This is a genomic window from Exiguobacterium sp. s28 (assembly GCF_018618135.1).
Taxonomy (GTDB): Bacteria; Bacillota; Bacilli; order Exiguobacteriales; family Exiguobacteriaceae; genus Exiguobacterium; species Exiguobacterium mexicanum_A.
This window is the reverse complement of sequence record NZ_JACSLL010000014.1, coordinates 37,386-61,821: the sequence shown is the minus strand read 5'-3', so window position 1 is coordinate 61,821 and position 24,436 is coordinate 37,386. Positions and strand designations below refer to the sequence as shown.

24 protein-coding genes are annotated in these 24,436 nt (G+C 45.2%); 7 read left to right on the top strand and 17 right to left on the bottom strand.

The genetic code is table 11. The features are described 5' to 3' along the window. Positions 1-10 precede the first annotated feature (10 nt). The 10 genes from KNP78_RS13230 to KNP78_RS13185 form a co-directional block, all read right to left on the bottom strand. Positions 11-1,447: an MATE family efflux transporter gene (locus KNP78_RS13230; protein ID WP_214824794.1), complete on the bottom strand. Its 1,437-nt coding sequence runs from the start codon at positions 1,445-1,447 to the stop codon at positions 11-13. A gap of 49 nt (positions 1,448-1,496) precedes the next feature. Next, positions 1,497-2,411 carry a glycosyltransferase gene (locus KNP78_RS13225; protein ID WP_214824791.1) on the bottom strand — a complete coding sequence of 305 codons (915 nt, stop codon included), beginning with the start codon at positions 2,409-2,411 and terminating at the stop codon, positions 1,497-1,499. 1 nt (position 2,412) lies between these two features. Beyond that, positions 2,413-3,285 carry an O-antigen ligase family protein gene (locus KNP78_RS13220; protein WP_214824789.1) on the bottom strand — a complete coding sequence of 291 codons (873 nt, stop codon included), beginning with the start codon at positions 3,283-3,285 and terminating at the stop codon, positions 2,413-2,415. Between the two features lie 436 nt (positions 3,286-3,721). After that, entirely contained in the window at positions 3,722-4,834 is a 1,113-nt protein-coding gene (locus KNP78_RS13215; protein WP_214824786.1) for a glycosyltransferase, read from the bottom strand. A gap of 45 nt (positions 4,835-4,879) precedes the next feature. Further along, positions 4,880-5,968, bottom strand: coding sequence for a glycosyltransferase family 4 protein (locus KNP78_RS13210; RefSeq protein WP_214824783.1), 1,089 nt, complete (start codon positions 5,966-5,968; stop codon positions 4,880-4,882). 82 nt (positions 5,969-6,050) lie between these two features. Continuing rightward, on the bottom strand, positions 6,051-6,725 hold the full coding sequence (locus KNP78_RS13205; protein WP_371819217.1) for a sugar transferase: 675 nt from the start codon (positions 6,723-6,725) through the stop codon (positions 6,051-6,053). A 17-nt stretch (positions 6,726-6,742) separates the two neighbouring features. Beyond that, on the bottom strand, positions 6,743-7,639 hold the full coding sequence (gene galU / locus KNP78_RS13200) for a UTP--glucose-1-phosphate uridylyltransferase GalU (protein ID WP_214824780.1): 897 nt from the start codon (positions 7,637-7,639) through the stop codon (positions 6,743-6,745). A 218-nt stretch (positions 7,640-7,857) separates the two neighbouring features. Next, complete coding sequence (locus tag KNP78_RS13195) at positions 7,858-8,625, bottom strand: tyrosine-protein phosphatase (RefSeq protein WP_214824777.1); 768 nt, start codon at positions 8,623-8,625, stop codon at positions 7,858-7,860. A gap of 14 nt (positions 8,626-8,639) precedes the next feature. After that, positions 8,640-9,356 carry a CpsD/CapB family tyrosine-protein kinase gene (locus KNP78_RS13190; protein ID WP_214824775.1) on the bottom strand — a complete coding sequence of 239 codons (717 nt, stop codon included), beginning with the start codon at positions 9,354-9,356 and terminating at the stop codon, positions 8,640-8,642. After that, entirely contained in the window at positions 9,349-10,074 is a 726-nt protein-coding gene (locus KNP78_RS13185; protein ID WP_214824772.1) for a YveK family protein, read from the bottom strand. The genes KNP78_RS13190 and KNP78_RS13185 overlap by 8 nt, the downstream gene beginning before the upstream one ends. A gap of 196 nt (positions 10,075-10,270) precedes the next feature. Here KNP78_RS13185 and KNP78_RS13180 point away from each other — a divergent pair, with 196 nt between their 5' ends. Beyond that, entirely contained in the window at positions 10,271-11,503 is a 1,233-nt protein-coding gene (locus KNP78_RS13180) for a hypothetical protein (protein WP_214824769.1), read from the top strand. Positions 11,504-11,535: 32 nt separating this feature from the next. After that, on the top strand, positions 11,536-12,552 hold the full coding sequence (galE, locus tag KNP78_RS13175) for a UDP-glucose 4-epimerase GalE (RefSeq protein WP_214824766.1): 1,017 nt from the start codon (positions 11,536-11,538) through the stop codon (positions 12,550-12,552). Between the two features lie 24 nt (positions 12,553-12,576). Here galE and KNP78_RS13170 read toward each other — a convergent pair whose 3' ends face one another. The 5 genes from KNP78_RS13170 to KNP78_RS13150 form a co-directional block, all read right to left on the bottom strand. Next, positions 12,577-12,927 (bottom strand): hypothetical protein, encoded by a 351-nt coding sequence (locus KNP78_RS13170; RefSeq protein WP_214824764.1) that lies wholly within the window; start codon positions 12,925-12,927, stop codon positions 12,577-12,579. Positions 12,928-13,052: 125 nt separating this feature from the next. Continuing rightward, complete coding sequence (locus tag KNP78_RS13165) at positions 13,053-14,252, bottom strand: alpha-amylase family glycosyl hydrolase (protein WP_214824762.1); 1,200 nt, start codon at positions 14,250-14,252, stop codon at positions 13,053-13,055. A gap of 84 nt (positions 14,253-14,336) precedes the next feature. After that, positions 14,337-15,260 carry an LCP family glycopolymer transferase gene (locus KNP78_RS13160; RefSeq protein WP_214824760.1) on the bottom strand — a complete coding sequence of 308 codons (924 nt, stop codon included), beginning with the start codon at positions 15,258-15,260 and terminating at the stop codon, positions 14,337-14,339. A gap of 103 nt (positions 15,261-15,363) precedes the next feature. Beyond that, positions 15,364-16,218, bottom strand: coding sequence for a YihY/virulence factor BrkB family protein (locus tag KNP78_RS13155; RefSeq protein ID WP_371819215.1), 855 nt, complete (start codon positions 16,216-16,218; stop codon positions 15,364-15,366). 61 nt (positions 16,219-16,279) lie between these two features. Next, entirely contained in the window at positions 16,280-17,233 is a 954-nt protein-coding gene (locus KNP78_RS13150; protein ID WP_214824758.1) for an LCP family glycopolymer transferase, read from the bottom strand. A gap of 434 nt (positions 17,234-17,667) precedes the next feature. On the opposite strand from KNP78_RS13150, the gene KNP78_RS13145 reads away from it, so the two are divergent. From KNP78_RS13145 to KNP78_RS13135, 3 genes are all read left to right on the top strand, one after another. Further along, positions 17,668-17,880 carry a hypothetical protein gene (locus tag KNP78_RS13145; protein ID WP_034779072.1) on the top strand — a complete coding sequence of 71 codons (213 nt, stop codon included), beginning with the start codon at positions 17,668-17,670 and terminating at the stop codon, positions 17,878-17,880. Between the two features lie 61 nt (positions 17,881-17,941). Then, complete coding sequence (gnd, locus tag KNP78_RS13140; RefSeq protein WP_214824756.1) at positions 17,942-18,823, top strand: phosphogluconate dehydrogenase (NAD(+)-dependent, decarboxylating); 882 nt, start codon at positions 17,942-17,944, stop codon at positions 18,821-18,823. Between the two features lie 320 nt (positions 18,824-19,143). Beyond that, positions 19,144-19,677, top strand: coding sequence for a hypothetical protein (locus KNP78_RS13135; RefSeq protein ID WP_214824753.1), 534 nt, complete (start codon positions 19,144-19,146; stop codon positions 19,675-19,677). Between the two features lie 31 nt (positions 19,678-19,708). Here the strand turns inward: KNP78_RS13135 and KNP78_RS13130 are convergent, their stop codons facing one another. Next, positions 19,709-20,323: a flavodoxin family protein gene (locus KNP78_RS13130; protein ID WP_214824750.1), complete on the bottom strand. Its 615-nt coding sequence runs from the start codon at positions 20,321-20,323 to the stop codon at positions 19,709-19,711. A gap of 121 nt (positions 20,324-20,444) precedes the next feature. On the opposite strand from KNP78_RS13130, the gene KNP78_RS13125 reads away from it, so the two are divergent. Both KNP78_RS13125 and KNP78_RS13120 read left to right on the top strand, forming a co-directional pair. Further along, a complete protein-coding gene (locus KNP78_RS13125; protein ID WP_214824747.1) occupies positions 20,445-21,431 on the top strand; it encodes a metallophosphoesterase family protein in 987 nt (328 codons plus the stop codon). A 186-nt stretch (positions 21,432-21,617) separates the two neighbouring features. Continuing rightward, on the top strand, positions 21,618-22,817 hold the full coding sequence (locus KNP78_RS13120; protein ID WP_214796773.1) for an MDR family MFS transporter: 1,200 nt from the start codon (positions 21,618-21,620) through the stop codon (positions 22,815-22,817). A gap of 6 nt (positions 22,818-22,823) precedes the next feature. Here the strand turns inward: KNP78_RS13120 and KNP78_RS13115 are convergent, their stop codons facing one another. After that, entirely contained in the window at positions 22,824-24,416 is a 1,593-nt protein-coding gene (locus KNP78_RS13115) for an FMN-binding glutamate synthase family protein (RefSeq protein ID WP_214824744.1), read from the bottom strand. Positions 24,417-24,436 lie beyond the last annotated feature (20 nt).

Below are 24,436 nucleotides of genomic sequence, written 5' to 3'. Positions count from 1 at the left end.
CTGTAACGAATTATTTCAGGAGCATTTTTTTCCCGGATTTCCAAGAACTTTTAATGCTTGTTTTTTTAATAACCAAATAAAGCGAAAAACACATTAAGTATATGGACAATGCTGGAATAGTGTTTAAATACCATGTGATTGATACAAACACTATCACTAGAAAGGTTTCTAAGATAATATCCTTTGCAATACTCACATTCAGTATTGATGATAAAACCACTTCAGATAATATGCTTCTAAATGCAAAGATTACTGTTATAGAGAGTACAGCTAAAGTCAAATCTTTAATAACTAAAGTAGTAATTGTAGTAAGGCACACACTAAAAATTAAAGAAATTAGATTGATTTTAAACATGACTTTTTCTTTCCGGAGGGTTTTTAAATATGTATTTACTAGTAGGGACATCTTACCTTCATAAATACAAATTGGAAGCAAAAACGCCATATACTTAATTGCATCTGAATATTTTGGTAGCCATATAGAAAAAATATTCATTAAAGGGTACGTTATAAGCAAAAAGATCAATAAAATAATCATCAGAAAATCTCGAATTACAAAATAAATACTTTTTAACTCTCTTTCAGTAATCCTTCTCAAAAGTGGAAAAATTACTATACTCAATGTGTTGATGAAAATCATTAGAAAACTTGATAGAGAAAGAGTTAGAGAAACTTTTGCAAAAGTAGCTACATCCCAATTCTTTTCAATTCCAAATCTAACAATTCCAATTATTAATAAACTAGCGATATTTGAATACATTAATAGTGCGCCAATTTTAATATTATCTAATACTTCCTTTATAACTTTAACTGTCAAAGTAACTTTGCTAGTAACAATATCTCTACATAAATATATTGTGTAAAAAAACATTAATCCTTTACTAAATAAATCTATAAGTATTATATGTTGAAAAGATTTATTGTTGACAAAAAATATAAGGATCAGTAAAAATATTAAAAATAGGAGCTTCCCTAAAATTATAGCTTTTGCATAATCCTTAATCCTATTGGTAGCTTGTAATATAAAAAGAAGCATATAGGTAAGATTAGTGAATAACATTGCGCTACTAATTGAATACCAAATGAATCTTCGTTCGTCGTTACTTACGTAAAAATTAGTAATTACATATATAAGACTTACAAAAAAAATCTGTAAAATTACTAGAAAATAAAATTTAGTTGAGAATATTCTTTTGTTAAGTTCTTCATAGTCCTTCCCACCGTATTTCAAATATATCCCATCATTTAAACCTAGATGCGTAAATCCTACATAAGCTACATAAAAAAGATATAGTTGCCAGTAACCATATCCTTCTATGCTTAGAAGTTTTGGTACTACTAAAACTCCTAAAGCAGAAACTAATAAAGTAATTATATTTGATAATACTGTGTAAGAAATATTTGATAACATTTTCATCGAACTTGCTTTTAATTCAATATTTCTCATTTTTTATTTCATCCTTTATGTTTTAAAGCCATTTATAAAATCGATTTCTTTAATTTTTATTAATTTTATTCAATTCCCTTATACGAAATATATTTTTAAGAGGTGTCATCACAAATTGTTCAAGCAAAGAATATTTTGAAGCCCAGTTTAAAAGAAATATTTTTATCCCCGATGTAGAGTTGTAATTCTTTTCATAGTATTGTTTTGATTGCAGATGAACCTTATACACTTGTAATGCTTTCATTGTCTTTTTTATAGTTACAGAATGATTATGTTTGTAGTATAGATTATTCATAATACCGGTTTTATACCCTTTTTTCTTCATTTTTTTCGCAAGAATATTCTCCTCATAGAAAAGAAAAGTTCCTTCATCCATATATCCAATATCTCTAAAGATTTCAGCTCTAACAGCTATAAAAGAACCCTGAATTGCTCCAACCTCAATAACTTCAGAACTTGAAAAGTTGCTATGCTTTGATTTTGATTTAGCTTTTTCTACTACTTTATTTATTAATCTATATATTAAAAATGAACTTAATAGACTTTCAGTATATGATGGTGGATTCCAATAACCATTTGAAAGTTCACCATTAGTTTCTATTGACCTACCTGACAACATTGAAAATTGAGGAGTTTTTTTAAATTGAAGAATAATTTGTTTAATATAGTCCTCAGAGAATTCAATATCTGGATTAGCTATAAAAACAATTTCAGGATCATAATTATTCTCAAGATATTTAAAACCAAAGTTGTTTCCATAAGCATATCCACCATTAAAGTCTGTTTTAATCACATCACAACTTATTCCATATTCACGATGCAACTTATCAAATGAACCGTCAGTAGAGCAATTATCGACTACAACTATTTTATCAATAATCTTATAATTCATTATGCTGTCAACAAGTTTAATAGTGGTATCACTATCATTGTAATTTAAAATTATAAAACCTATTTTTATCAAATTAATATTTCCTCTCTTCGACACTATTAATTTCTTTTTGTTCCCTAAGGAATTCAATTACTATGAGTACAAATATTGTCCACAACCACGGATACCAATAATTGGATATTATTGAATAGTGAAGTAACGCTATGATCAGGGACGTTAAATATACATATTTTATTTTTGATTGCAGTCTGAAAACTAGAATTAAATGCAACAAGGTTATAAAAAAGAAAGTCATTAATCCTATAATTCCGAATTCCACCAGTATTTCTAAATAGAAACTGGTGCTGCCTGTACCATATAGTATTGATGCAATTCCACTACCATGCCCAAAAAACGGTTTTTCTCTTATAAGCTCAAATGCATTTAGCCAACGCTGGGTTCGAGAACCATCATAAGAAAATGTCGCATTTTCTAAAGTGATTTTTGAAAAAATGCCACCAAATAAAGAGTAATAATCAATTTCTTTATAAATGCTGATAGATATTAAAGCTACTATCATTACTAATGATCCGAGCAAAATGAATATTTTTTTGTTTCCATTTGAATACAGTGAAAAAATTAAAAGCAAAGTTGTGAGAATAATAAGTTCTACGAACCCCATAGCACTAAATGTCAATAAAAGTGCAAAGACTATGACGCCTATTAACATAAATCTATATGCTATTTTATATTTCTCAAAATAATAATAAGCAAAAGGTAAAAACATTGCTAAGTACAAAGCAAGATGCCCAGATTCTTCTGTAGTTCCTCTCGCTCGGATAAATCGTTCTCCCATAATTGCGTAAGTAGCTTCAAATTCAGATACTGTAGCTCTTGGAAAAATTGCATCAAAATCAAATTGCAATAAATTTTTAGCGAAAAATTCTAAAATTGTAAAGCTTGACACGAAAAATACGCCCCATGAAATGTATTTGTAAATACTATTCATGGACATTTTTTTTCCTTCAATTAAGAACAATAGAGTGAAATAAAACAATACAATCACCGACAGATATCTCATCGAATGAACAAAGCCTAATATATCGTAACCATGAGAAAACTGTTGGATAAATAATGACAACACTATTAGAAAGACAAAGAAATAAAATAACAGAGATATTGAATAGATAACTTTTGAGTTTCCTACTCTCAATACACCTTCTCTTATATAAATGAAATTAATAACTATTGATAGCAAAATAATTGCCAAAGGAAAAGAAATCCACGCATGTGGACTTAAGACACTTACCCATCCTATAACAAAAAAATATAGAGATAACAGCATGTAATCCCCCATTAAATAAAACCTTTTTAATTTTTAACTTAAGAGATATATTCTGTTTTTAACAATTTTTTTCATAAAAATTTGTTAAAAACAAACTAGTCTCTTTAATGTCATAACCTGCCGCTTTAACAAGAGTATAATTATCAACTTTTCTCGAACTATTTTCTTTTCTTAGACTTGAAATTTTTTCGATCCATAATTTATTTTGATTACTGTTTTTTTGAGTATGAATCGAAGACGTAATGTAAGCCTCTTTTGGTATGTTTTCTGAAACAATACATTCAAGACCTGAAGTTTGTGCTTCAATTACTACCATACCCAATCCTTCGTAGAGAGACGGAAATAGAAATAAGTCCATACATTGATAGTAATCATTCACATTACTTTGATTCCCTGCAAAAAGAACAACATTTTCTAAGTTTAGATTTTTCACTATTTTTTTAACCGAAAAGAAATGACTGCCTTCTCCCAAAAGCAATAAAACGGAATTAGGTTCCATTTTATGGAATTCATTAAATATGTGAATTAGCTTGCTGTGATTTTTTTCTTTTTCGAATCTACCAACATGCCCTATCACATATTTCCCTTCCAAATTCATTTTCGTTCTCATGACTGTTCTAACATAAGGATTAAACATAAATTTTTTTAGGTGAATAGCATTATTAATTTTATAGTAGTTTTTATGTTTTAATACTTTCTTACCAAACATCCACGTTGCTGCTTCATCAGAACAGGCCATAAAAAAATCAGCTTGATAACGAACAGGGTACTGCAATACTTTCTTTATTCCGCCTAATATACCTTTTCCCGAAGAAATACTATGGCTATGACTAATAGTTTTAATTCCATATTTTTTAGCAATGGGGATATAAATACTAGCTGTACTTCTCACATGACCATGTATTAATTTATAATTGTTAACACTTAAAATTTCTTTCCATTGATTACGATACTCGAAATGATTTAATCCATTATATCTTGTAATCCGGTGAATAATCCCGCCCATAGAAATAATTTCATCATCATAATCACATTTCTCAGTAGTGTGTATCACAAAATCAAACTGAATTTTATCTCGATCAACTTCTCTATATATATTCATAATCATGGTTTCTGCACCATTTCGATTCAATTTTCCTAAAACATGCAGAACTCGGATTGGAAGTGACATCAGAAAATAGCCTCGATTCTAAATTAATAATTATATATTCAACTTTTATATTTTTTTAATTTCTTCAACATAAGATTCAACGACCAAATTTCTATCAAACTCTCTTTCTACTTTCATCCGTCCTTTTTCCCCCATTACTTTCCTTTCAACATTATTTAGTTCTAAAAATTTTTTAATTTTTTCAATTAAATCATTACTATCCTTAGTATTACAAATATATCCAGAACCCTCGTGATCTACAACCTCACGACAACCTGATCGATTGGTGGTAATAAGTGGCTTCGCACTTGCTGCGCTTTCTAAAAGAATGTTAGAAATCCCTTCCGGATAGTAACTAGGGTGGACAACACAATGCATTTTAGATAAAACTTCTTTCACATCATCTACCAAGCCATGATATATAATAATTCCATCTTCATTTAATTGATGTAATTTTTCTTTATAATTATCATCACTTGATCCGCAAATGTGAAATTCCGTATTTGGAAATTGATTTTTAATAGATTTTGCAGCATCTAGAAACTGCTCAATTCCTTTTTCCTTCATAATTCGAGAGATAAAAACAAATTTTATCTTTTCATCACTTGGATATTCAAGCGCTTGGAATTCGGATAGATTTACTCCTGATCCTGGTAACAATTTTTTTCTACCTAATCCAATATTATATGTCTTAAAAAAATTTAGATTCTCTTGATTTTGAAACATAATCACATTGCTGTTTCGAAATGAAAATTTATATGCTAACAATATAGCTTTTTGTAAAACACTTTGTTCTTCAACAGCAGTACCTAACCCTGTAATATTTGGAATGTGAGGTAAACCTAAAAACCGGCATAAAATTCCTCCATAGAGATTAGGCTTAATCGTATAGGATATTACGATGTCAGGTTTATTTTTCTTTATAAGTTTATAATACCTTACGAATAGAATAGAATCAGATAGTATATTTTTACCTCTTCTATCTAACGGAATATCTACACATTCACAACCCATTTGCTTCAGGTACTCAACTTTAGGACCGTACGGTTGCGCCACAGTGACCTTGTAATTTTCACTTATAAATGCATTGATTATTTCTTTTCTAAAGTTATAAGTATACGAATGATGATTAGATAATATCAAAATCTTTTTCATTTTTACTACTCCACTCACTTAAATTTTCATCCACTTCAACTTTATTTCAACTAAAAAAGATTTCTGGGCTTTAGTAACTAACTTATCGCGCACCTTCACCAGTAATAACTACTTTGATGGTTAAAAATAAAATAAAAGCATCCAATTTTATATTTCGATTTTCAATGTAATAAAGATCTTTGTCTAACTTTTCTTTAGGCGTTAATTCATAGCCACCATTTACTTGAGCCCATCCCGTCAATCCTGGTTTTACCGATGTTCTAAACACAAATTCTGGATACTCTTTTACAAACTCTTTTATAAATATTGCTCTTTCTGGTCTCGGTCCTATTAACGACATTTCTCTTTTTAATATGTTCATTAATTGTGGAAGTTCATCAATCCTTGTTTTTCTGATAAAGTTTCCTACAACGGTAATTCTATTATCATCTTTACTTGCCCATTGAGGTCCAAACTTTTCCGCATCCACGTACATGGATCTAAATTTGTAAATATTAAATTCTTTACCATTTACGCCAACTCGACTTTGCTTGTAAAAAATCGGACCTGACGACTCCAAAATTATTAATAATGACACTACTAGAAAAATTGGGAGACTGATTAATAATATCGACAACACGAAAAGAATTTCAAAGATATTAAAAAAGAACATATATAAAGCATTTGATGAATTAGATTCACTTACTTTCGAAGTAGAAACATGTTTAATAGGGTACACAACATCAATTTCTTCTTGTACTAAAGGGCCAGTCTCAATTTCAGTTTTCGGTAGATTCATTGCATTGCCCCCATTTCACTATCGATTAACAACTCTTTCATCATCGTTTTAACGTCTTCAGCAAGATCATTTCGCATAAGTGCAAATTCTAAAGTTGTACGTATGAATCCTAATTTTTCACCTACGTCGTATCGCTTACCTTCAAATTCATATGCGTACACGCGTTCACTATCGTTTAAACGGGTAATGGCATCTGTCAATTGGACTTCACCACCCGCTCCTGGGACCTGTGTTTCTAAGAAATTAAATATTTGCGGAGTAAACAAATATCGACCCAAAATGGCCAAATTCGATGGTTCTGTACCTGGATCTGGTTTTTCCACAAAGGAATCAACTTTATGTAAACCACCTTCAAGTGACTCATGCGGATCAACTATCCCGTAACGGTGAGTTACATCACGCGAAACCGGTTGAACACCGATAATCGAGCTCTCTGTTTTCTCGTACTGTTCAATCAATTGTTTTGTACAAGGAATTTCTGCCTGAACAATATCGTCCCCAAGCATGACGACAAAAGGCTCATTTCCTACAAATGCCTTTGCCTGCAAAACAGCATGTCCAAGCCCCATCGGCTTCGACTGACGGATAAAATGAATGTTGATATTCGTCGTTTCTTCAACTAACTTTAAAAACTCCGATTTACCTTTTTCAATTAAAATCTGTTCAAGTTCTGGAACTGAATCGAAGTGATCTTCAATTGCTCGCTTACCTTTACCAGTCACAATTAAAATGTCTTCAATTCCAGATTCAACGGCCTCTTCAATAATGTACTGAATCGTTGGTTTGTCGACGATTGGTAACATTTCTTTCGGCATTGCTTTCGTTGCCGGTAAAAATCGCGTTCCTAAACCCGCAGCTGGAATCACAGCTTTTTTCACTATTTTACTTGCCATGATACTCCTCCTCTATGGATAAATATATATTATCTGTCTGATTCATAGAAAAAAGGATGTAACTTACATCCTTTCAAAATTATAAATTAAGGGTATCACTTTCGACCTAATATAAAAACATAAGGGGAGTAAATTAAACCTAAAATCGTTCGACAGTTGTCGACAAAAATCATATTTTTAGATACTTTGTCAATAATTAGTCTTTAGTAATAAGTGAATTATTTTTTCCATTTCCCTCGCCAATTCTTCACCGGTAACGTCGGCGGATCGATGAATACGAAGTCATCCTTCATAATTGCTTCCGAATTGACTAAGTAACTTTCCCACTTATCTTGACCAAGTTCTTCACGAACAACCTTTTCGACTTCAGTCCAATAAAAAGTTCGACGACCTGTACTATGAGCGTCCGATGCAATCAAATGACTCAATCCATTACGTAGGAAAGCAAAAGCCAACTCCTTTACGTTCTGACCAAATTCGCCTGTCAAACTACTCGTCGTAATCTGAGAGAGCGCACCGGACGAGACGAAGTCCATTAATCGTTTTGGGTTGGTCGCAAATTCTTTATTGCGTTCAGGGTGGGCGATGACTGGTGTGTAGCCTTCCGTTTGAAGTCCGAAGAATAATTGTTCAGCATAGGCAGGAACCGAGTCACTCGGGAACTCTACCAGGACATAACGTGACCCAGCAAGCGATAACGCCTTACCCTGCTCTAATGATTCCGCAAGGTCTCCAAAGATTCGAATCTCTTGTCCTGCATACAAATCGAGGTTAATTCCTTCTTGTCGCAAAACATTTTGTAATCTTGTGACTGCATTCGCTACATCAAGCTGGCTTGTGTCAAACTGCGGATGAAACGCGTGGGGGGTGACCACAATCGCGGTCACCCCTTCACTTACGGCGCGTTTCGCCATCTCGACCGCTTGTTCGACTGTTTCCGGACCGTCATCAACGGCCGGCAATAAGTGACAATGGATATCAATCATGGCACGCTCTCCTTTTATTCGTATGCGTAATAGTAGTAATAATCGTCGCTGCCTTGTGGTTCTCGTTTATTCAACACGACACCAAGAATGTGCGCTTCTGCGAGCGTCAACTGTTCTTTTGCTTTGACGACCATTTGACGGTCTGACTTATCGCAACCTACGACTAGGACGACACCATCCACTTTACGGGCCAAGAGACGGGTATCCGCCACTTGCATCATTGGAGGCGCATCTAAAATGATGACGTCATAATTTGCTTTCAGTTCTTCTAGAACCCGATCCATCATTTTAGAAGACAACAGCTCTGACGGGTTTGGTGGAATCGGGCCGGCCGCAATCAAATCGAGGTTTTCGATTTGAGTCGAATGTGTCGCCTTTTCAACACTTGTCTTCTTAGCCAACACTGTTGAAAGACCAATCCCGTTCGAAAGGCGGAACGTGAAGTGAGCTGTTGGACGGCGCATATCGCAATCGACTAACAGAACGCGCTTGCCTTGTTGTGCGTACACAACGGCAAGGTTCGACGAAGTGGTAGATTTCCCTTCTCCTGACGATGCTGAGGTAATAACCATCGTTTGTAACTCATCATCAACTGCTGTGAACTCTAGGTTAGTCCGAATCGTCCGGTATTGTTCCGAAATTGGTGATTTTGGTTTAAGAAGGGTAATTAATTCACGCCCTGTTTTGTCATATTGGATGTGCTTATGTTTCTTTTTTCCGAATTTAAACATGGACTTTTTCACCTTTCACGTTAGCTTGACGTTGTTGACGCATTTCGACTTTATCGATGACAGGAATCGATCCGAGAACCGGGAGTTCCAAAATGTTTTCGACGTCTTGCTCTGTTTTAATACGACGATCCAACACAACTTTAAGAAACGCTATAGCAACTCCAATCATTAATCCAAGTACTGTGGCGATAGCAGTGTTCAGTAAAATGTTTGGTTTGACAGGCGACATTGGAACTGATGCGTCAGACAATACCTTGACGTTGTCTACCCCACTCATTAATTCGCTGACTTCTTCTGCGAACACAGTGCTGATCTCATTTGCGATATCCGCCGCTAGAACCGGGTTCGTATGTTGAACTTTAATATTGATGACCTGCGAGCTTTGTTCACTGTTGACTGTGATTAAGTTACTGATATTCTCTGGAGCACCAATCACATTCTGTTGAACAGGTTCTAAAATAGCCGGACTTTGGATAATGACCCGATATGTGTTTACAAGTGCGACCGACGACTGAACTTGGCTACTATCAATCATGTTGTTCTGTGTCTCTTTCGGCGCAACGAGTACTTGCGTCGATGCCTCATATGTCGGACTAATCACGAACGAACTAAGTAAAAAGGCAATAAGTGCCGCGATGATTGCTAAACTTGCGATGAGCCATTTGCTCCGTTTTAAGATGGAGAATAGTTCTCCAAGGGAAATCGTTTCTTCTTTCATGCTCGTGTTTTCTCTCCTCTGTTCTCTAAAATTCACTACTGGAAAAATTCCGCAGATAATATTTAACAATGCCAATACCAAAACATTATAGCAAAAATCCTCACAGTTGATGACCCATTTTTTAAAATTTGGGTTTTTTGGTATGTAAATCTGATAAACTTTGTTAGGAAGAACTTAACAAAAGGAGGAGACAATAGTGCACGTTAGTGAGCGCCTACTCCAGTTGTACGCAGACACGAATGCGGCAACACGTACAAACCTGCAAGAGGTAATTAATCGAAATTTAGGGGACGGAAAATCGTTGACCGTGTCCTTTGAAGAGTTGACCGGCACGACGGAGCCATCGCTCCCAACCGAAGAAAAATCGGCGGCAGACTTTGCTGCTTGGATCAAAGATGGCAAAAAAGATGCCACGTTTCTTCCATACTATGTGTCTTTACTTGAGATGTATGAGGATGTCTTGAATAAAGAGGCGACCGTTCTTAAATCCGCACCGATTGACAAGACAACCGTAAAGGAACCAACAATTGCGGACAAGGTATCGGTACCTGTTACTGAACCAACAGTAGTTGAAGCTCCAAAAGCGAAAGAAAAACCACCCGCTCCAAAGCAACGTTATTTGCCAGAAGCCCCAGTCCCGTCGCGGGCCGAACGAGCTAAGTATCAACGCACGATTGAGCCGGCACGACCAAAACGTAAGTCTGGCAAATGGATTGGTGCCCTTTTCCTCCTCGCTTTACTCATAGGAGGCGGCTATATCGGGTATCCATATGTAATGGACTTGTTAGAACCAAAACAAGAAGCCAAAGTCGTCGAGAAAACACCTAAGCCGGATCCTGAACCGGTCGTCCAAGAGCCAGAAACGAACTACGTCTGGCTCGCCTCGAAGAATGTCAACCTTGTCTCAGAACCGAACGGCACGACAGTCACCTATATAGGAGATATCGGCGACCGTTATGAGATTTTGAAGGAACAAGATGAACACGTTGAAGTGAATTTGGATGGGACGACAGCATGGGTTCCGCTCGATTCGGTCACGACCGACTGGCCGACACGCGACTTGACGGACAGTGCTTTGCTCGACTGGGTGAACACGAACTTGAACAATGATTGGCTCGGCGAAACGATTCCTGACTTCTTCGCCATGAATGAGGCGGCACTCACGGAGACGATTGGCGCGCCGTACGGACGTGAGACGGATGCGTTGAACGCCTATGCGTTCTATAACGGTGGCTTCTTCGTCATTCAACAAGACAAAGTACACGCCATCGACTGGACGAACACGCAAACGACGCGCGAGGTATTCAGCCCGCTCGGCGAACCGGTTCTCGAAACGGACGATGCAGTAGTTTACGAGAGTGAGACCTATTCACTCCGCTTATTTGAAGGCACAAACGGACAGACCCGGGTGCGCTTAACTGAGAAGTAATCAATAGAGGATTTTTGGAAGGGGACATTTATATGGATACTATTTTAGTCACAGGCGGTGCCGGCTATATCGGTACCCATACTGTCTTACAGTTACTTGAAACAGGTCACGACGTCATCGTCGTCGACAACTTGTCGAATAGCCGCCGCGAGGCGCTCGATCGCGTCGAAGCGTTGACCGGGAAATCGGTCACGTTCTATCTCGGTGACATTCTCGACCGTGAATTGCTCGAACAAATCTTTTTGACGCACACGATTGATGCCGTCATCCACTTTGCCGGGCTGAAAGCCGTCGGTGAATCGGTGTCGGAACCGCTTCGCTACTACGAGAACAACGTTGTCGGTACGATCGTATTACTTGAAGTCATGAACGCGTTCGATGTGAAACGAATCGTCTTCAGTTCGTCGGCAACCGTGTACGGTATGCCGGAACGGACACCGATCGACGAGTCGTTCCCGCTCAGTGCGACGAACCCATATGGCCGGACAAAGCTGATGATTGAAGACATCATGCGCGATCTCGCCGTTGCCGACCCGTCATGGAGCATCGCGCTCCTACGTTACTTCAATCCGATTGGCGCCCATGAATCGGGGCAAATCGGTGAAGACCCGTTCGACATCCCGAACAACTTGATGCCGTATATCACGCAAGTCGCCGTAGGACGTTTGAACGAATTGAGCGTGTTCGGTGACGATTATGATACACCAGACGGGACCGGTGTCCGTGACTACATCCACGTCGTCGACTTGGCCGAGGGTCACTTGAAGGCACTCGACTACGTCATGGACCATACCGGTGCCGAAGCGTTCAACCTAGGGACCGGGACCGGCTATAGCGTCCTCGACCTCGTCCATGCTTTCGAGGCAGAGAGTGGAAAAGCTGTTCCATACCAAATGACACCGCGCCGCCCAGGCGATATCGCTATGTGCTTCGCTGATCCATCGAAGTCGAAACGTGTACTCGGCTGGGAAGCGAAACATGACGTCCGTGCCATGTGCCGCGACGCTTGGAATTGGCAATCGAACAACCCGAACGGTTATCGGGCATAAGAAAAACGGCTGACACGAGAACCTTTACGGTTCTTCGGTCAGCCGTTTTGTCATGTCGACTTCAATAATTTCTGGTTCTTTGCCTGGTGTGACGAGCACCCCGAAGTCGAGGATAGCGATCACGATGGCGATGCCGGCGAGCGCCCACGCGGCGTCGAACGTGAACTCACCGACGATGAAGCCGAACAAGACGAACGCTGCGAACGTCAAATAGTAGCCTTTGCGCCATAGTGTCCGGTACTCGGCCGCCACTTCACGGTTCACGATATACAGGACGACATAGCCAACAAGTGCGATGAACAATGTTGCAAACATCCAATACAAGAACGATTGTAGCGTCAGGCTGAAGAGATAGATGAATAGTGATTGATCCATCGGAATTCGCTCCTTAGGTGTATGTAGGATTATGTCATGGAAATTCCTTCTATATCCATTCTCCTACCAAATGAACCATGAGTCAATACACCTAATTCACATAATTCGTTTTTGAATCAAAAGACCTATTCAGATTTCACCCAAACAAACCCATACGCATCGAGGTCGATCGTCTCGACCGGTTCACCTGTGAACAGGTTTGTCCCGCTCGCTTGCACGGTGACCGGCTCATTGCTTACGTTCGTATACAGCATAAGCGTCTCCCCTTCTCCCTTCCGCTCGACCGTAAAGACGCGCTTGTCGGACGTATCGATTCGCTGTGCGGCATACGGTGAGAACGCCGGGTGCGTCCGTTTGACGTTCAACTGGCTGATGATGCCGGAGAACACTTGCAGGCGATACGGATCCGTCTTCAGCTCTTGGATCAGCGCGTCATGGTCGACCGGTGTCTGCACACCGAGCAGCGTGCGGTAATCGACGGCAGGGATCCCTTGGAGCGAGAACAAGATGCTGTGAGCCGCGAGAATCATGTCGACACTCGGATCGATCAAGTTCTTCTCGAACGGGTCGCGTTCGTGGATCGACAAGAAGTTGAAATACGTCTTGCCGTCCGTTGGTGTCTCGATTCGGTTCGCCCAATCGGACAACTTCTTGGCATCTCCTTGCGCGAAGGCGAGCATCGTGTGCGAGGCGAGGTCGAAGTGACAGATGGCGTCGGCGACGCTGATGTATGAGCCGAGTGCCTGAACGTCTCCTTCATAGGCAAGAATCAACTGGCCGTGTGGTTTATAGTGATGGAGCACCGCGTGCCACAGTTCGACAACGCGTTGAATGCTTTCCTCGGACATGCCGCGGAACGACTGGACATGGACACGCAGCTTCGTCGCGCCTTGGGCAAGCCGCTCGATGAAGGCGTCCGTCTCTTCGAGTAAATTAAACTGTAGCTCGTTATAGACGTCGGGCTCGGTGTCATACATAAGCTCGAACTCATGCTTGAAGCGTCCGAGGTCCTCGTATAACCGGATACGCGGATTGATGGCCGTATCGGTCGGCTTGGCCGGATATGGGAACAGCGAGACGAGATACAAGTCGCTGATCGACGCCTGGACATGTTCTTTCAACAAGTCATGGAGCGCGTCCAAGTCCGGACTCCCGTCTGTCGTAACGGCGTTCGCGTCAATCATGAGCACGCTCGTCTTCTCGCTCACACTCTCCCCGTCATGCCAATGATGGCCGTCCCACTTGGCGAATAGTTCTTGCCAGTCTTCTGATGTGTGGTTGTCCTCTAATCGATTGATGATCGGTTCAACAGTTTCCCAAAGCATGATATCCCTCCTCAGTGTCTCTTTATCACTCCCACCGATAAACGATTTTCAAACGCAAAAAAAAGCCATCCCATGAGGAATGGCTTAGTTCATCAAGCGCTGCAGCTCGGCTTGGACGTCGGCGAGCGAGGCCGAATCCGGATTCCAATAATAGATACCGTCTGACTCCAGACCGCCTGAGCCTTCGATGCGGAGCGTGCTGGCATTACGGAACGCCTTCATATAGTCCGTCGACAACGCTACAAGCTCGTTGAACTCGATGTTTGTCTTAGCCCGGTTTCCGGCGACATCGAGCAGCTTCGTCACTTTGTCGACCGAGAAGTCAGAACGTCCCTTCTCGACGATAGCCGCGACGACGGCGCGTTGACGCTCCTGCCGACCGAAGTCACCGTTCGGGTCGTCGTAACGCATACGGGCGTATGACAATGCCGAGGCCCCGTTCAAATCGACCTGTCCGACCGGATACGAGTAGCCGTCCGACGAGAACGCGAAACTGTTCTCTACGGTTATGCCACCGAGCGCGTCGACGACCTCGGTGAACGCCTCCATGTCCGCCTCGACGACGTAGTCGATCGGGATATCCAAGAGCGCTTCCACCGAATCCATCGCCATCCCGGCCCCGCCGAACGCATAGGCGTGGTTGATTTTATCGTTCGTACCGCGTCCGACAATCTCCGTCTTCGTATCGCGTGGGATACTGAGCATCGCCCCTTCGTCCGTCGTCGGGTTGAGCGTCATGACGATGATCGAGTCACTCCGTCCCTGCTCCCCGTCACGGCGGTCGATCCCGAGCAGTAACACCGATACCGATTCTTTCTGTTCAATCGTCTCGACTTGTTTCCGTTCTTCGCTGATTTCCAAATTGTCGTTCACTTTCGTCACCGTCTCATTGACGTCTCGGTACATCGACCAGACGAACAAGCCCCCGGCGACGAGGAAGACCGTCAAAACGCCGAGCGTGATCGCCAACACTTTTTTCCAGCGTGATTTCTTCTTATGTCTCGCCATGCGTGCACCTGCTTTCAAAATCGTTAGATATGGATATAATTCCCGCTTCACGTGTTGTATTATAGCACGTTGTCAAAAAATGCTAACCATATCTTTTCAATTTTCATGGGAAATGTGTCTTATAGCGGGTACGCCTCATGTGGTCGGGCCAGGCCGCGTTTATTTCGGCCCCTAGCAGCATCGTCGCCGCCGTCAAGTAGAGCCAAATTTGAAGCAAGATGACGATGCCGATCGTCCCGTACGTGTCCCCGAACATCGAGAACTGGTCGACATAGACGCTATAACCCGTCGATAGCAGCTGCCAGGAGATGACGGCGAAGACGGCACCGGGGAGCGTCTCCGTGAATTTGACGTGCTGTTGCGGGGCGATCTTATAGAACATCGAGAACGCAAAGATAAGGATGACGGTCGATAACGTATAGCGCGCTAAAGTCGCCAATCGGTCGAAGTCCTCGAGCATTGGGAACCACGTGTACATGAGCTCGACGAACTCACGGCCGAAAATATGGAACACAATCAAGATGACGGCCCCGATGCTAAAGGCGATGAGCGTGAGCAAACCAATCAAACGACGGACGACGTAGCTCCGAGCCTCCGTCTCCCCGTAGGCGAACACGGTCAGCTTGACGAGGCGGGCCGTCCCGTTCGATGCCGACCAGACGGCGATGATGGCACCGATTGAGACGAGACCGGCGTTGATCTTGCCGCTGACGTCATAGACGATCGACAGCATGTCCCGCACGCTCGAACCCGGAATGAGAATCTCGATCTGTTCGATCAACAAGGCGTCGTCGATCCCGAACCACGCCATAACGGCGAACAAAAGGACGAACGTCGGGAAGATGGCGAGAAACCAAAAGAACGCGAGCGTCGCGCTGTAATCGTTAATATGGTGGTCCTTGAACCGATGGCGGACGTCGATGACGAGGTGAATCAGGCGGTCGAGCACGCGGGTCACTCCTTTTCTTCTTATTATCGCACAAATCAAAACGCCTCATCCGATTGGATGAGGCGGTACGTCACTGTTCCATCAATTGTCCGAGATACGACTTCACGTCTTCGAGTGAAGCAGCATCCGGGTTCCAGTAATAGATGCCGTCGCTTTCTTTCCCGCCCGTTCCTTCGAGGCGAAGGACGTCCTGGTTTTTGAAAGCAGCCATATAGTCGCTCGAGAGCGTCCGGATGTCTTTGAACGTCATGTTCGTCTTGGCGTTGTTGCCGAGCACGTCGAGCATATTGTTGAACTTCGAGATCGAGAAATCATCTTTGCCTTTATTGACGAGGGCCGTGATGACGTCACGCTGGCGCTCCTGGCGACCGAAATCCCCGCTTGGGTCGTCATAGCGCATGCGCGTATACGCGAGCGCTTCTGGGCCATTGAGCGTGAGTGCGCCCGGTTCGAACGTATGCTCACCTGACGTGAACGCCAAATTGTTCGTCACGTTGACGCCACCGAGAAGGTCGACCGTGTCTTGGAAGCCTTTCATATCGACTTCGGCCACGTAATCAATCGGGATGTCGAGCAAGTTCTCGACCGTGTCGAGCGCCATCTCGGCTCCACCGAACGCGTAAGCGTGGTTGATCTTGTCAGATGTGTCTTTCCCGACGATCTCCGTCTTCGTGTCACGCGGGATGCTGAGCATCGCGCTTTGATCCGTGTTCGGGTTGAGCGTCATGACGATGATCGAGTCGCTGCGACCTTGCTCGTCGGCACGACGGTCGACGCCGAGGAGAAGGACCGAGATCGGCTTCTTGTTTTCAATCGTTTCCGGTTGCATTCGCTCCGGGCTGAGCCCAGTGGACTCGTTCAACCGTTCGACGGTCGAATCGACTTGATTGTATAGATATGTAGCTACCCCGACTCCGATGAGCAGGAACAGCCCTACTACGATTCCCGCGATGATCGCGATGCGTTTTACGGGTGAACTCTTTCTCCGGCGTTTCTTGACTCTCTTTTTCTTTTGCTCTTCCATGACATAGCACCTTTCTCGAACCTTTTAATGAATAAGACCAGGTTTTATTTTATCATGCAAATAATTTCGACCTTTTAAGAAATTTGTAAAAAAGGTAAATGTTTGTCGGCAAGTGTCGAAATATTCGTTCGTTTTTAAATATCGGGTTTCCCTCATAAATAGTTTAGTCTTCTGCCGATATTCCTTTGTAAGAGTACCACGCCTTGGTACAACTGAAACCGTTCTCACTTTTCACTCATATGTATAAGGTCCCATTTATCTGTTAGAACTTTACTGGATTTATGTCGAATATACGTCGAATGTGTAATTTTTTAGGTCTGTTTCCTTATATTTAAAAACCTTTATGGGACAAACGGATGATTTTTTGTAATAATTGACTCATTCGTAATGTAAATGTAAATAAAAACCTATTAACTGGTCGGAGGAATCGGCAAATGCGTTATGTCGTCACGTGTTTTTTAGAGAAAAATGAGCTTTGTTCGTTTATCGTGTATGGAGGTTCGATTCATGAGGCATCGTCCACATTCGAGAAGACGTTAAAGGTCGCGAGTCCTTTGAATGACTTCGTCAACTTGAGTGACGGGAAGCAAGTGAAGGTCGGGTCGATCCTCGCCTACCGCATCGATGAAGTGAAGCCCCTCTTTTGAAGTCCATCCATTTCGGGTAACCCTTATAAGGAAACCACTACAACGAACGGGGTGAACCGATATGGAATTAGGGATGATTGGACTTGGGAAGATGGGGTTGAACTTGGCGCTCAACTTGACGGACAGTGGACACCATGTGCTCGGCTACGACCCAGGCAACGTGTCGACGAGCCAGTTCGAGACGAAACAGTCGCTCGAAGAAGTCGTCGAAGGGCTGAAGGCACCGCGCGTCATCTGGGTGATGGTGCCGGCGGGCGACGTGACCGAGCACGTCTTGAACGACCTGCACGCGCTCTTGTCTCCGGGGGATATCGTCATCGACGGCGGGAACTCGAACTATAAGGAGTCGATGCGGCGAGCCGAGCAGTTCAAAGACAAGCTCATCTACTTCTTTGACGTCGGAACGAGTGGCGGCATGGAAGGGGCGCGACACGGCGCCTGTACGATGATCGGTGGGGATTTGGAGGCGTTCGGCAAAATCGAGGAGTTGTTCCACGACGTGTCGACGGATAACGGCTACTTGTACGCCGGACCGAGTGGCAGTGGTCACTTCTTGAAGATGATCCATAACGGTATCGAGTACGGGATGATGCAGGCGATCGCCGAAGGGTTCGAGATTCTCGAGAAGAGCCCGTTCGAATATGACCACGAGCAAGTCGCCCGCGTCTGGAACCACGGCTCGGTCGTCCGCTCGTGGCTGATGGAGCTGACCGAGAGCGCGTTCCATAAGGACGCGAAGCTCGACGAAATCAAAGGGGTCATGCATGCCTCAGGGGAAGGCAAGTGGACAGTCGAGACGGCGCTCGAGTACGGGGTACCGGCACCGGTCATCGCGATGTCGCTCATGATGCGGCAACGTTCGCTTGAAGAGGACACGTTCTCTGGGAAAGTCGTCGCTGCTCTGCGGAATGAATTTGGCGGGCATGCGGTGGAGAAAAAATAATGAGATCAAACTAGTACTCGCTCTGATCGTGAGCAACTGTTTTAAAGGCGCCTTCGAGCGTCTTTTTTGTGTTTGAATCGCTGATTTGATTGTAAAGAAAAATCTCAGTCAACGTCGACTGAAATCTTTCTGTTTTTTTGCACAATATTTTCTAGCGTGACAAATGTCTCTTTTATAATTTTCAAGGAAAATGTTACTACGAATGGAAAGTACAGCGATTAACCTCTTAAATATACTATAATCTGTAAAATTCTAACCTTTAAAATTAGCTTATGATGAAAGGAGCACTATATCTTGTGTTGAACAAGGAGTGGAAAAACATGTTGAAACTTCATGAATATCCGTTAAGCGTCTCGAAAAATCTACACAAAGCCACAAGGGAAATCCTTTATCGCCAACAGACGAACGATTGGCGAGATGTCGATTACACCTTCAATCGAATCGCCGACCAAGCGCTTCGCATCAGTGAACAAGATCATCGTTTTCAATTCGAAGGAGAGACGATGTTGTATGGACCGATGACCATACTTAAATTAACACGCACGTTCCCCGATGGTGGGGAGATATCGTTCCAAATGATGTATCAACAGGAAGTAGACGAGGCTTATTTTGTCATTCGCGTATTGGATTACATAAGTCGTTTGAAAACAGCCTGGTTACCGCCTGGCTTTTTGTGCGCCGGACCGCATACTTATCAACACGTCCTCCGGTTCGAGCCTTGCTTAGTCGACGAACATTTCATTGAACACATCATCGATTATATGATGAAGCAGAAAACGTTGATCGAGAAACGCATCAAACGCTACGGAAAACCTGTGCATCCAAGCGACACTCGTCCATTCTTCGGTGAATAAGCATCAAAAAAGGCGGCCGAGGCCGCCTTTCTCATTCCATTGTATTGCCTTCGGCCGGGATCGGCGTCTGCTTCAATAGGTTCGCGAAATGGTACAAGTTGTACGCCATGACACGGCCGTTCTTTTTCGTGAAGGCGTTGTCGCGCCCGGCATCGATATACGAGTCACCGGGACCGGCCTCGCCGACCCAATAGGCGTCGACGTTCGGGGGGACGGTAAAACCGATATGCGACAGACCATACAGGATTGAGGCACAGGCATGCTTCGCCCCGTCCTCATTCCCCGTCACGACGACACCGCCGACCTTGTTGTAGTAGATGGCCTGGCCCTTGTCGTTCGTCAAGGCGCTGCCCCCATACAACCGCTCGATGACTTGCGTCGCGACGCTGCTCTTCTCGCCGAGCCAAAGCGGTGTCCCGATGATGAGGATGTCGGCGGCTTTGACTTTCTCAAAAATCTGGGGCCATGCATCCCCGTCCCCTTCATCCTCGGTCACGCCGAACGCGACGTTGTAGTCGACGACGCGGACGATCTCCGAGTCGACCCCGAGCGCATCAAAGTGCGGGATGATATCCTTCATCAATCCTTCCGTATGCGAGGTCGTGTCCCCGCCTTTTAATGAACAGTTCAAGAATAAGGCTTTCATCGAATCCCTCCTTAAGTAATCAACAGTTTAATGTTCCCGGCCCGTAGAAAGATTAATCTCGTCGACACGCTTGCCTTCACATGGGAAAATTAGGATAGACCAGATTCGGGAGGACTTACCAATGACACGTTTCATTCATATTGCCGATTTACACCATGCGAGACATACCGGGAACGCCATCACGGCTGAACGGACGAGTTTTGCCATCCAAGCCGAGAAGCTCGCCCAGATCGCGGAAGTCATTCGACATGAAAACATCAAGGCAGTGCTCATCGCCGGAGACATCGAAGTGAGCGACCCGGAAGATTTCGTCCCGTATTTGAAGACGTGGACCGCCCTCGGTGCATCCGTCTATTTGGTATACGGGGACCATGATATCAATCGGCTCGCTTATCACGACCGTTGGCGTCAGATTAAGCACGTGCATAGTTTCCTTCGACCCGGGTATGTCTTCGATGAAGCGCTCGGCGCCGCGATTTATGGGCTCAGCTGTGAGACGAACCAGACCGGGTTGAAAGAGGATGTCGCAAGGACGCCGATGCGAGACGACCCGTATCCGAACATCTTCCTCGGTCACGGGGACCGACAACGGTTCCCCACATCCGTCGTCGCCCGGCTCGGGTTCAGCTATTACGCCCTCGGTCATCATCATCGCTATGAGGTCACTCGACGTGGCGATGCCAACCTCGTCTATCCTGGTCATGTCTTCTCGGTGTGGGACGGATGCGGCAAGGCGTGGCCGACCGGCTATGTCATCGGTGAGGTCACTCCTTCAGGGATCACACACGAGTTTCGACCGTTCACAGGTCCAGAGACGCGACGGCTCAGTTTCAATCCGTTCATCCGGGACGGGTCATGCATCTTGCTCACGCGCGACAATCTCGAGGGCTCGTCGGAACAATGGATTGAAGAGGACGAAACGGTGTTACGCGATTTCGTCCGCTCCACGTTGACCGCCTATCCTAATGATTATTTCGTCACACCGAGCCAATCGACAGGTTTTCCGACACGCCGGCTGTCGATGACCGGACGAACATTGCTGGAAGACGATGAACGATTCGAGGAATTTTTCGCCCGCAGTTTCAAGGCGACGAAGACGACGCAATAAAAATGACCCCCGATGGTTACATCGGGGGTCATTTCACAAACGTATGTTCGTTTCAAGGGACAGCGCAAACAAGCGCTCTCTTATTCGTTTCTTCTATTATTAGCGTAGCAAATCACGCAACATAAGTCTATTCTTTCTCGGCTTGAATCCGTACAGTGAAGACAGACCTACTGAAGGAGGACATTCATGGAAACATACCGCTGGGACCTCAACTTGAAAGTCCGCCTGTTCGGCGAAGGGCTGTTCAATCTGTTGTTTTGGATGTACTTCCCGTTCATCACCGTCTATTTCGCCCAGACGCTCGGCGTCGAACTGGCCGGTCTGCTCATGGCCGTGCCGCCGCTGTTCCTCCTCGCCGGGAGTTTATTAGGCGGATCGCTCGCCGACCAGGTCGGGCGCCGTCCCGTCATGCTCGTCGGGACGTTCGCGCAAAGTATCCTGTTTCTCGGTTTCGCCTTCTCGACGAACGCGATCGTCGACTATGTCACGTATATCGGCATCGGCTTCATGGGCGCCATCTACAAGCCTGCCAGTTCGGCCATGGTTGCCGATCTCGTACCGCCTGAGCACCTACGTGACGTATTCGCGACGTTCATGGCGTCGAACAATATCGGAGCCGTGCTCGGCCCCATCCTCGGGGCGGTCCTTTTTTTCGAGCATCGTCAGGCGCTGCTCCTCGGCTGTGCCCTCGTACTATTCGGATACGGGGTGCTGCTCGCGGCGCTCACCCATGAGACACGGCCGGGCTCGACCGGAAAGACAGTCGCGACGACATTCCGTACCCAGGGAAAATCGTATGCAACGATCCTGCGCGATCCGTTTTTCCGCCTCTACTTGATCGCCGGAGTGTTCGCCCTGATTCCGATCATGCAGCTCGACGTGTATTTACCGGTCTATTTGATCGAACAGGCCCCGGCCACATTCGATGTCTCGAACACGGTCCTGTTCGGCTGGCTCGTCGCCTATAACGGCCTGTTGTTCGTCGTCTTCATCATTCCTGTCACGCGCGCGTTCCGGGCGTGGGATGAACGACGCGTCTTCCTGTTGTCGACATTCCTCGCCGGCTTCGGGACGTTCCTCGTCGCCTTCTCGTCGAACGTCTGGTACTTGCTCGTCGTCACGACCGTGTTCACGTTCGGCGAGTTGATTCGCTCTCCGGTCAGCCAGAGCTTCGTCAGCCGCTATGCGCCTCCCGAATCACGCGGACAATACCTCGCGGCTGATACGCTCCAAAACACGATTGGTAAGTTCCTCGCGCCGGTAACGGTGCTCGCTTCAGGCTTCGTCTCCCCGCTCGCCGTGTTCACGCTCATCTTGCTGTCGGCGCTCGTCGGGATGGCGCTGTATTCGAAATTATTCCAACGACTTACGCAACAAGACGGATGACCGCGGTCATCCGTCTTTCGCCTGTCCATCGAATAATTCTTCGCCCCGCTTCACCCGACCGTCCGGGTACTTGTAGGCGACATGTTCGAGCGACAGTTTCGTCGGCGTGTCGAGTCCGGCCGCGGCCGCCATGTTGTAGAGTCCTTCCCGGAGCGAGATGATATAGTTCGTCACGCGGAAACTCTTCTCGTCGACGACGAGGGCGTGCTGCAGTTTCGGGTCGGTCGTCGCGACGCCGACCGGGCATCGGTTCGTATGGCACACTTGCGCCTGGATACAACCGACGTTGAACATGAGTCCGCGGGCGATATTGACGCAATCGGCCCCGAGCGCCAGGGCGACGGCAATCTTATCGGCCGTCACGAGCTTGCCGGAGGCGAACAAGGTGACGCGGTCACGGAGCCCATGTTCGACTAGTAAGCGATGCACGTACGGGAGCGCGGCCTTCAACGGCAGCCCGACCGTATCGGCGAGCTCTTGGTACGTCGCCCCGGTCCCGCCTTCCCCGCCGTCGACCGTGATGAAGTCAGGATGTTTCCCCGATGAGTCCATCTCTTGAATGAGCGCCTCGACGTCTGCGAGGCGTCCGACGACAAGCTTGATGCCGACGGGTTTGCCGCCGATGTCGCGCAAACGCTCGATGAAGCCGAGCAGTTCCCGGTCCGTCTTGAACTCGGAGAAGCGGTTCGGGCTGTCGATCGTCACGCCGACTTTGACGCTCCGGATGCGGGCAATCTCTTCCGTCACTTTTGAGCCCTCGATATGGCCACCCCTCGTCTTCGCGCCTTGGGCGAGCTTCAACTCGAAGGCGCGTACTTGTGGAATCTCGCTCTTCGCTTTAAACGCTACTTCCGAGAATGCCCCGTCCTCGGTCCGGACACCGAACAAGGCCGGCCCGATTTGACAGATGAGGTCGACCTCGCCTTTCAAGTGATGGTCCGACAGGCCACCTTCCCCGGTGTTCATCCATGTCCCTTTGGCCCGACCGAGCCCGATCGACAGCGCCGTGATGGCATTCTCGCCGAGCGAGCCGAAACTCATCGCGGATTGCCCGACGAGGCCGCGGACACGGAACGGTTCCCGACACGTCTGTTTTCCGATGACGATGCTGTCTTCTTCCATCAACAAGGACGGACCGACCTCGCGTTCGACGATCCGCTCTTTCCGCGTGAACAGGTTGTCCTCCTCGACTTGATACAGCCGCGTCGACACGGTGTCCCGGTTGTCGATGCGGAGCTCGTCCCGGTTCGTCGGGTAGAGCACGTTCTGAAGACAGAAGCCGCCGCCTTCGAAGTCCCGTTCCGAGCCGAATCCGATGATGCGCGACTTATATTTTCCGGAAATCACGGCCGCCTCGTAGTCGTTCCGGGAGAACGGTTTTGACTCATTGTCGTTCAAGAACAAGTATTGGCGCATCTCAGGCCCGACCTTCTCCAAGATGTAACGCACCTTGCCGAGGATCGGGAAGTTCCGGAGGACGGAGTGCTCGCGCTGGTGGCGGTCCTTCCGCCAAAGGTACAAGATGAACAGGAACGGGGCGGCAATCGTCGATACCATCAGGACGAGCACGATGGCGAGCATCGTCGTATTCACGGACATGGCGTGGCCTCCTTCAACTA

Coding starts and splice junctions, on each gene's coding strand:
- KNP78_RS13230 (WP_214824794.1), bottom strand. CDS start 1,447: ATGAGAAATATTGAATTAAAAGCAAGTTCGATGAAAATGTTATCAAAT.
- KNP78_RS13215 (WP_214824786.1), bottom strand. CDS start 4,834: ATGTCACTTCCAATCCGAGTTCTGCATGTTTTAGGAAAATTGAATCGA.
- KNP78_RS13210 (WP_214824783.1), bottom strand. CDS start 5,968: ATGAAAAAGATTTTGATATTATCTAATCATCATTCGTATACTTATAAC.
- galU (WP_214824780.1), bottom strand. CDS start 7,639: ATGGCAAGTAAAATAGTGAAAAAAGCTGTGATTCCAGCTGCGGGTTTA.
- KNP78_RS13195 (WP_214824777.1), bottom strand. CDS start 8,625: ATGATTGATATCCATTGTCACTTATTGCCGGCCGTTGATGACGGTCCG.
- KNP78_RS13190 (WP_214824775.1), bottom strand. CDS start 9,356: ATGTTTAAATTCGGAAAAAAGAAACATAAGCACATCCAATATGACAAA.
- KNP78_RS13185 (WP_214824772.1), bottom strand. CDS start 10,074: ATGAAAGAAGAAACGATTTCCCTTGGAGAACTATTCTCCATCTTAAAA.
- galE (WP_214824766.1), top strand. CDS start 11,536: ATGGATACTATTTTAGTCACAGGCGGTGCCGGCTATATCGGTACCCAT.
- KNP78_RS13170 (WP_214824764.1), bottom strand. CDS start 12,927: ATGGATCAATCACTATTCATCTATCTCTTCAGCCTGACGCTACAATCG.
- KNP78_RS13165 (WP_214824762.1), bottom strand. CDS start 14,252: ATGCTTTGGGAAACTGTTGAACCGATCATCAATCGATTAGAGGACAAC.
- KNP78_RS13160 (WP_214824760.1), bottom strand. CDS start 15,260: ATGGCGAGACATAAGAAGAAATCACGCTGGAAAAAAGTGTTGGCGATC.
- KNP78_RS13150 (WP_214824758.1), bottom strand. CDS start 17,233: ATGGAAGAGCAAAAGAAAAAGAGAGTCAAGAAACGCCGGAGAAAGAGT.
- KNP78_RS13145 (WP_034779072.1), top strand. CDS start 17,668: ATGCGTTATGTCGTCACGTGTTTTTTAGAGAAAAATGAGCTTTGTTCG.
- gnd (WP_214824756.1), top strand. CDS start 17,942: ATGGAATTAGGGATGATTGGACTTGGGAAGATGGGGTTGAACTTGGCG.
- KNP78_RS13135 (WP_214824753.1), top strand. CDS start 19,144: ATGTTGAAACTTCATGAATATCCGTTAAGCGTCTCGAAAAATCTACAC.
- KNP78_RS13130 (WP_214824750.1), bottom strand. CDS start 20,323: ATGAAAGCCTTATTCTTGAACTGTTCATTAAAAGGCGGGGACACGACC.
- KNP78_RS13125 (WP_214824747.1), top strand. CDS start 20,445: ATGACACGTTTCATTCATATTGCCGATTTACACCATGCGAGACATACC.
- KNP78_RS13120 (WP_214796773.1), top strand. CDS start 21,618: ATGGAAACATACCGCTGGGACCTCAACTTGAAAGTCCGCCTGTTCGGC.
- KNP78_RS13115 (WP_214824744.1), bottom strand. CDS start 24,416: ATGTCCGTGAATACGACGATGCTCGCCATCGTGCTCGTCCTGATGGTA.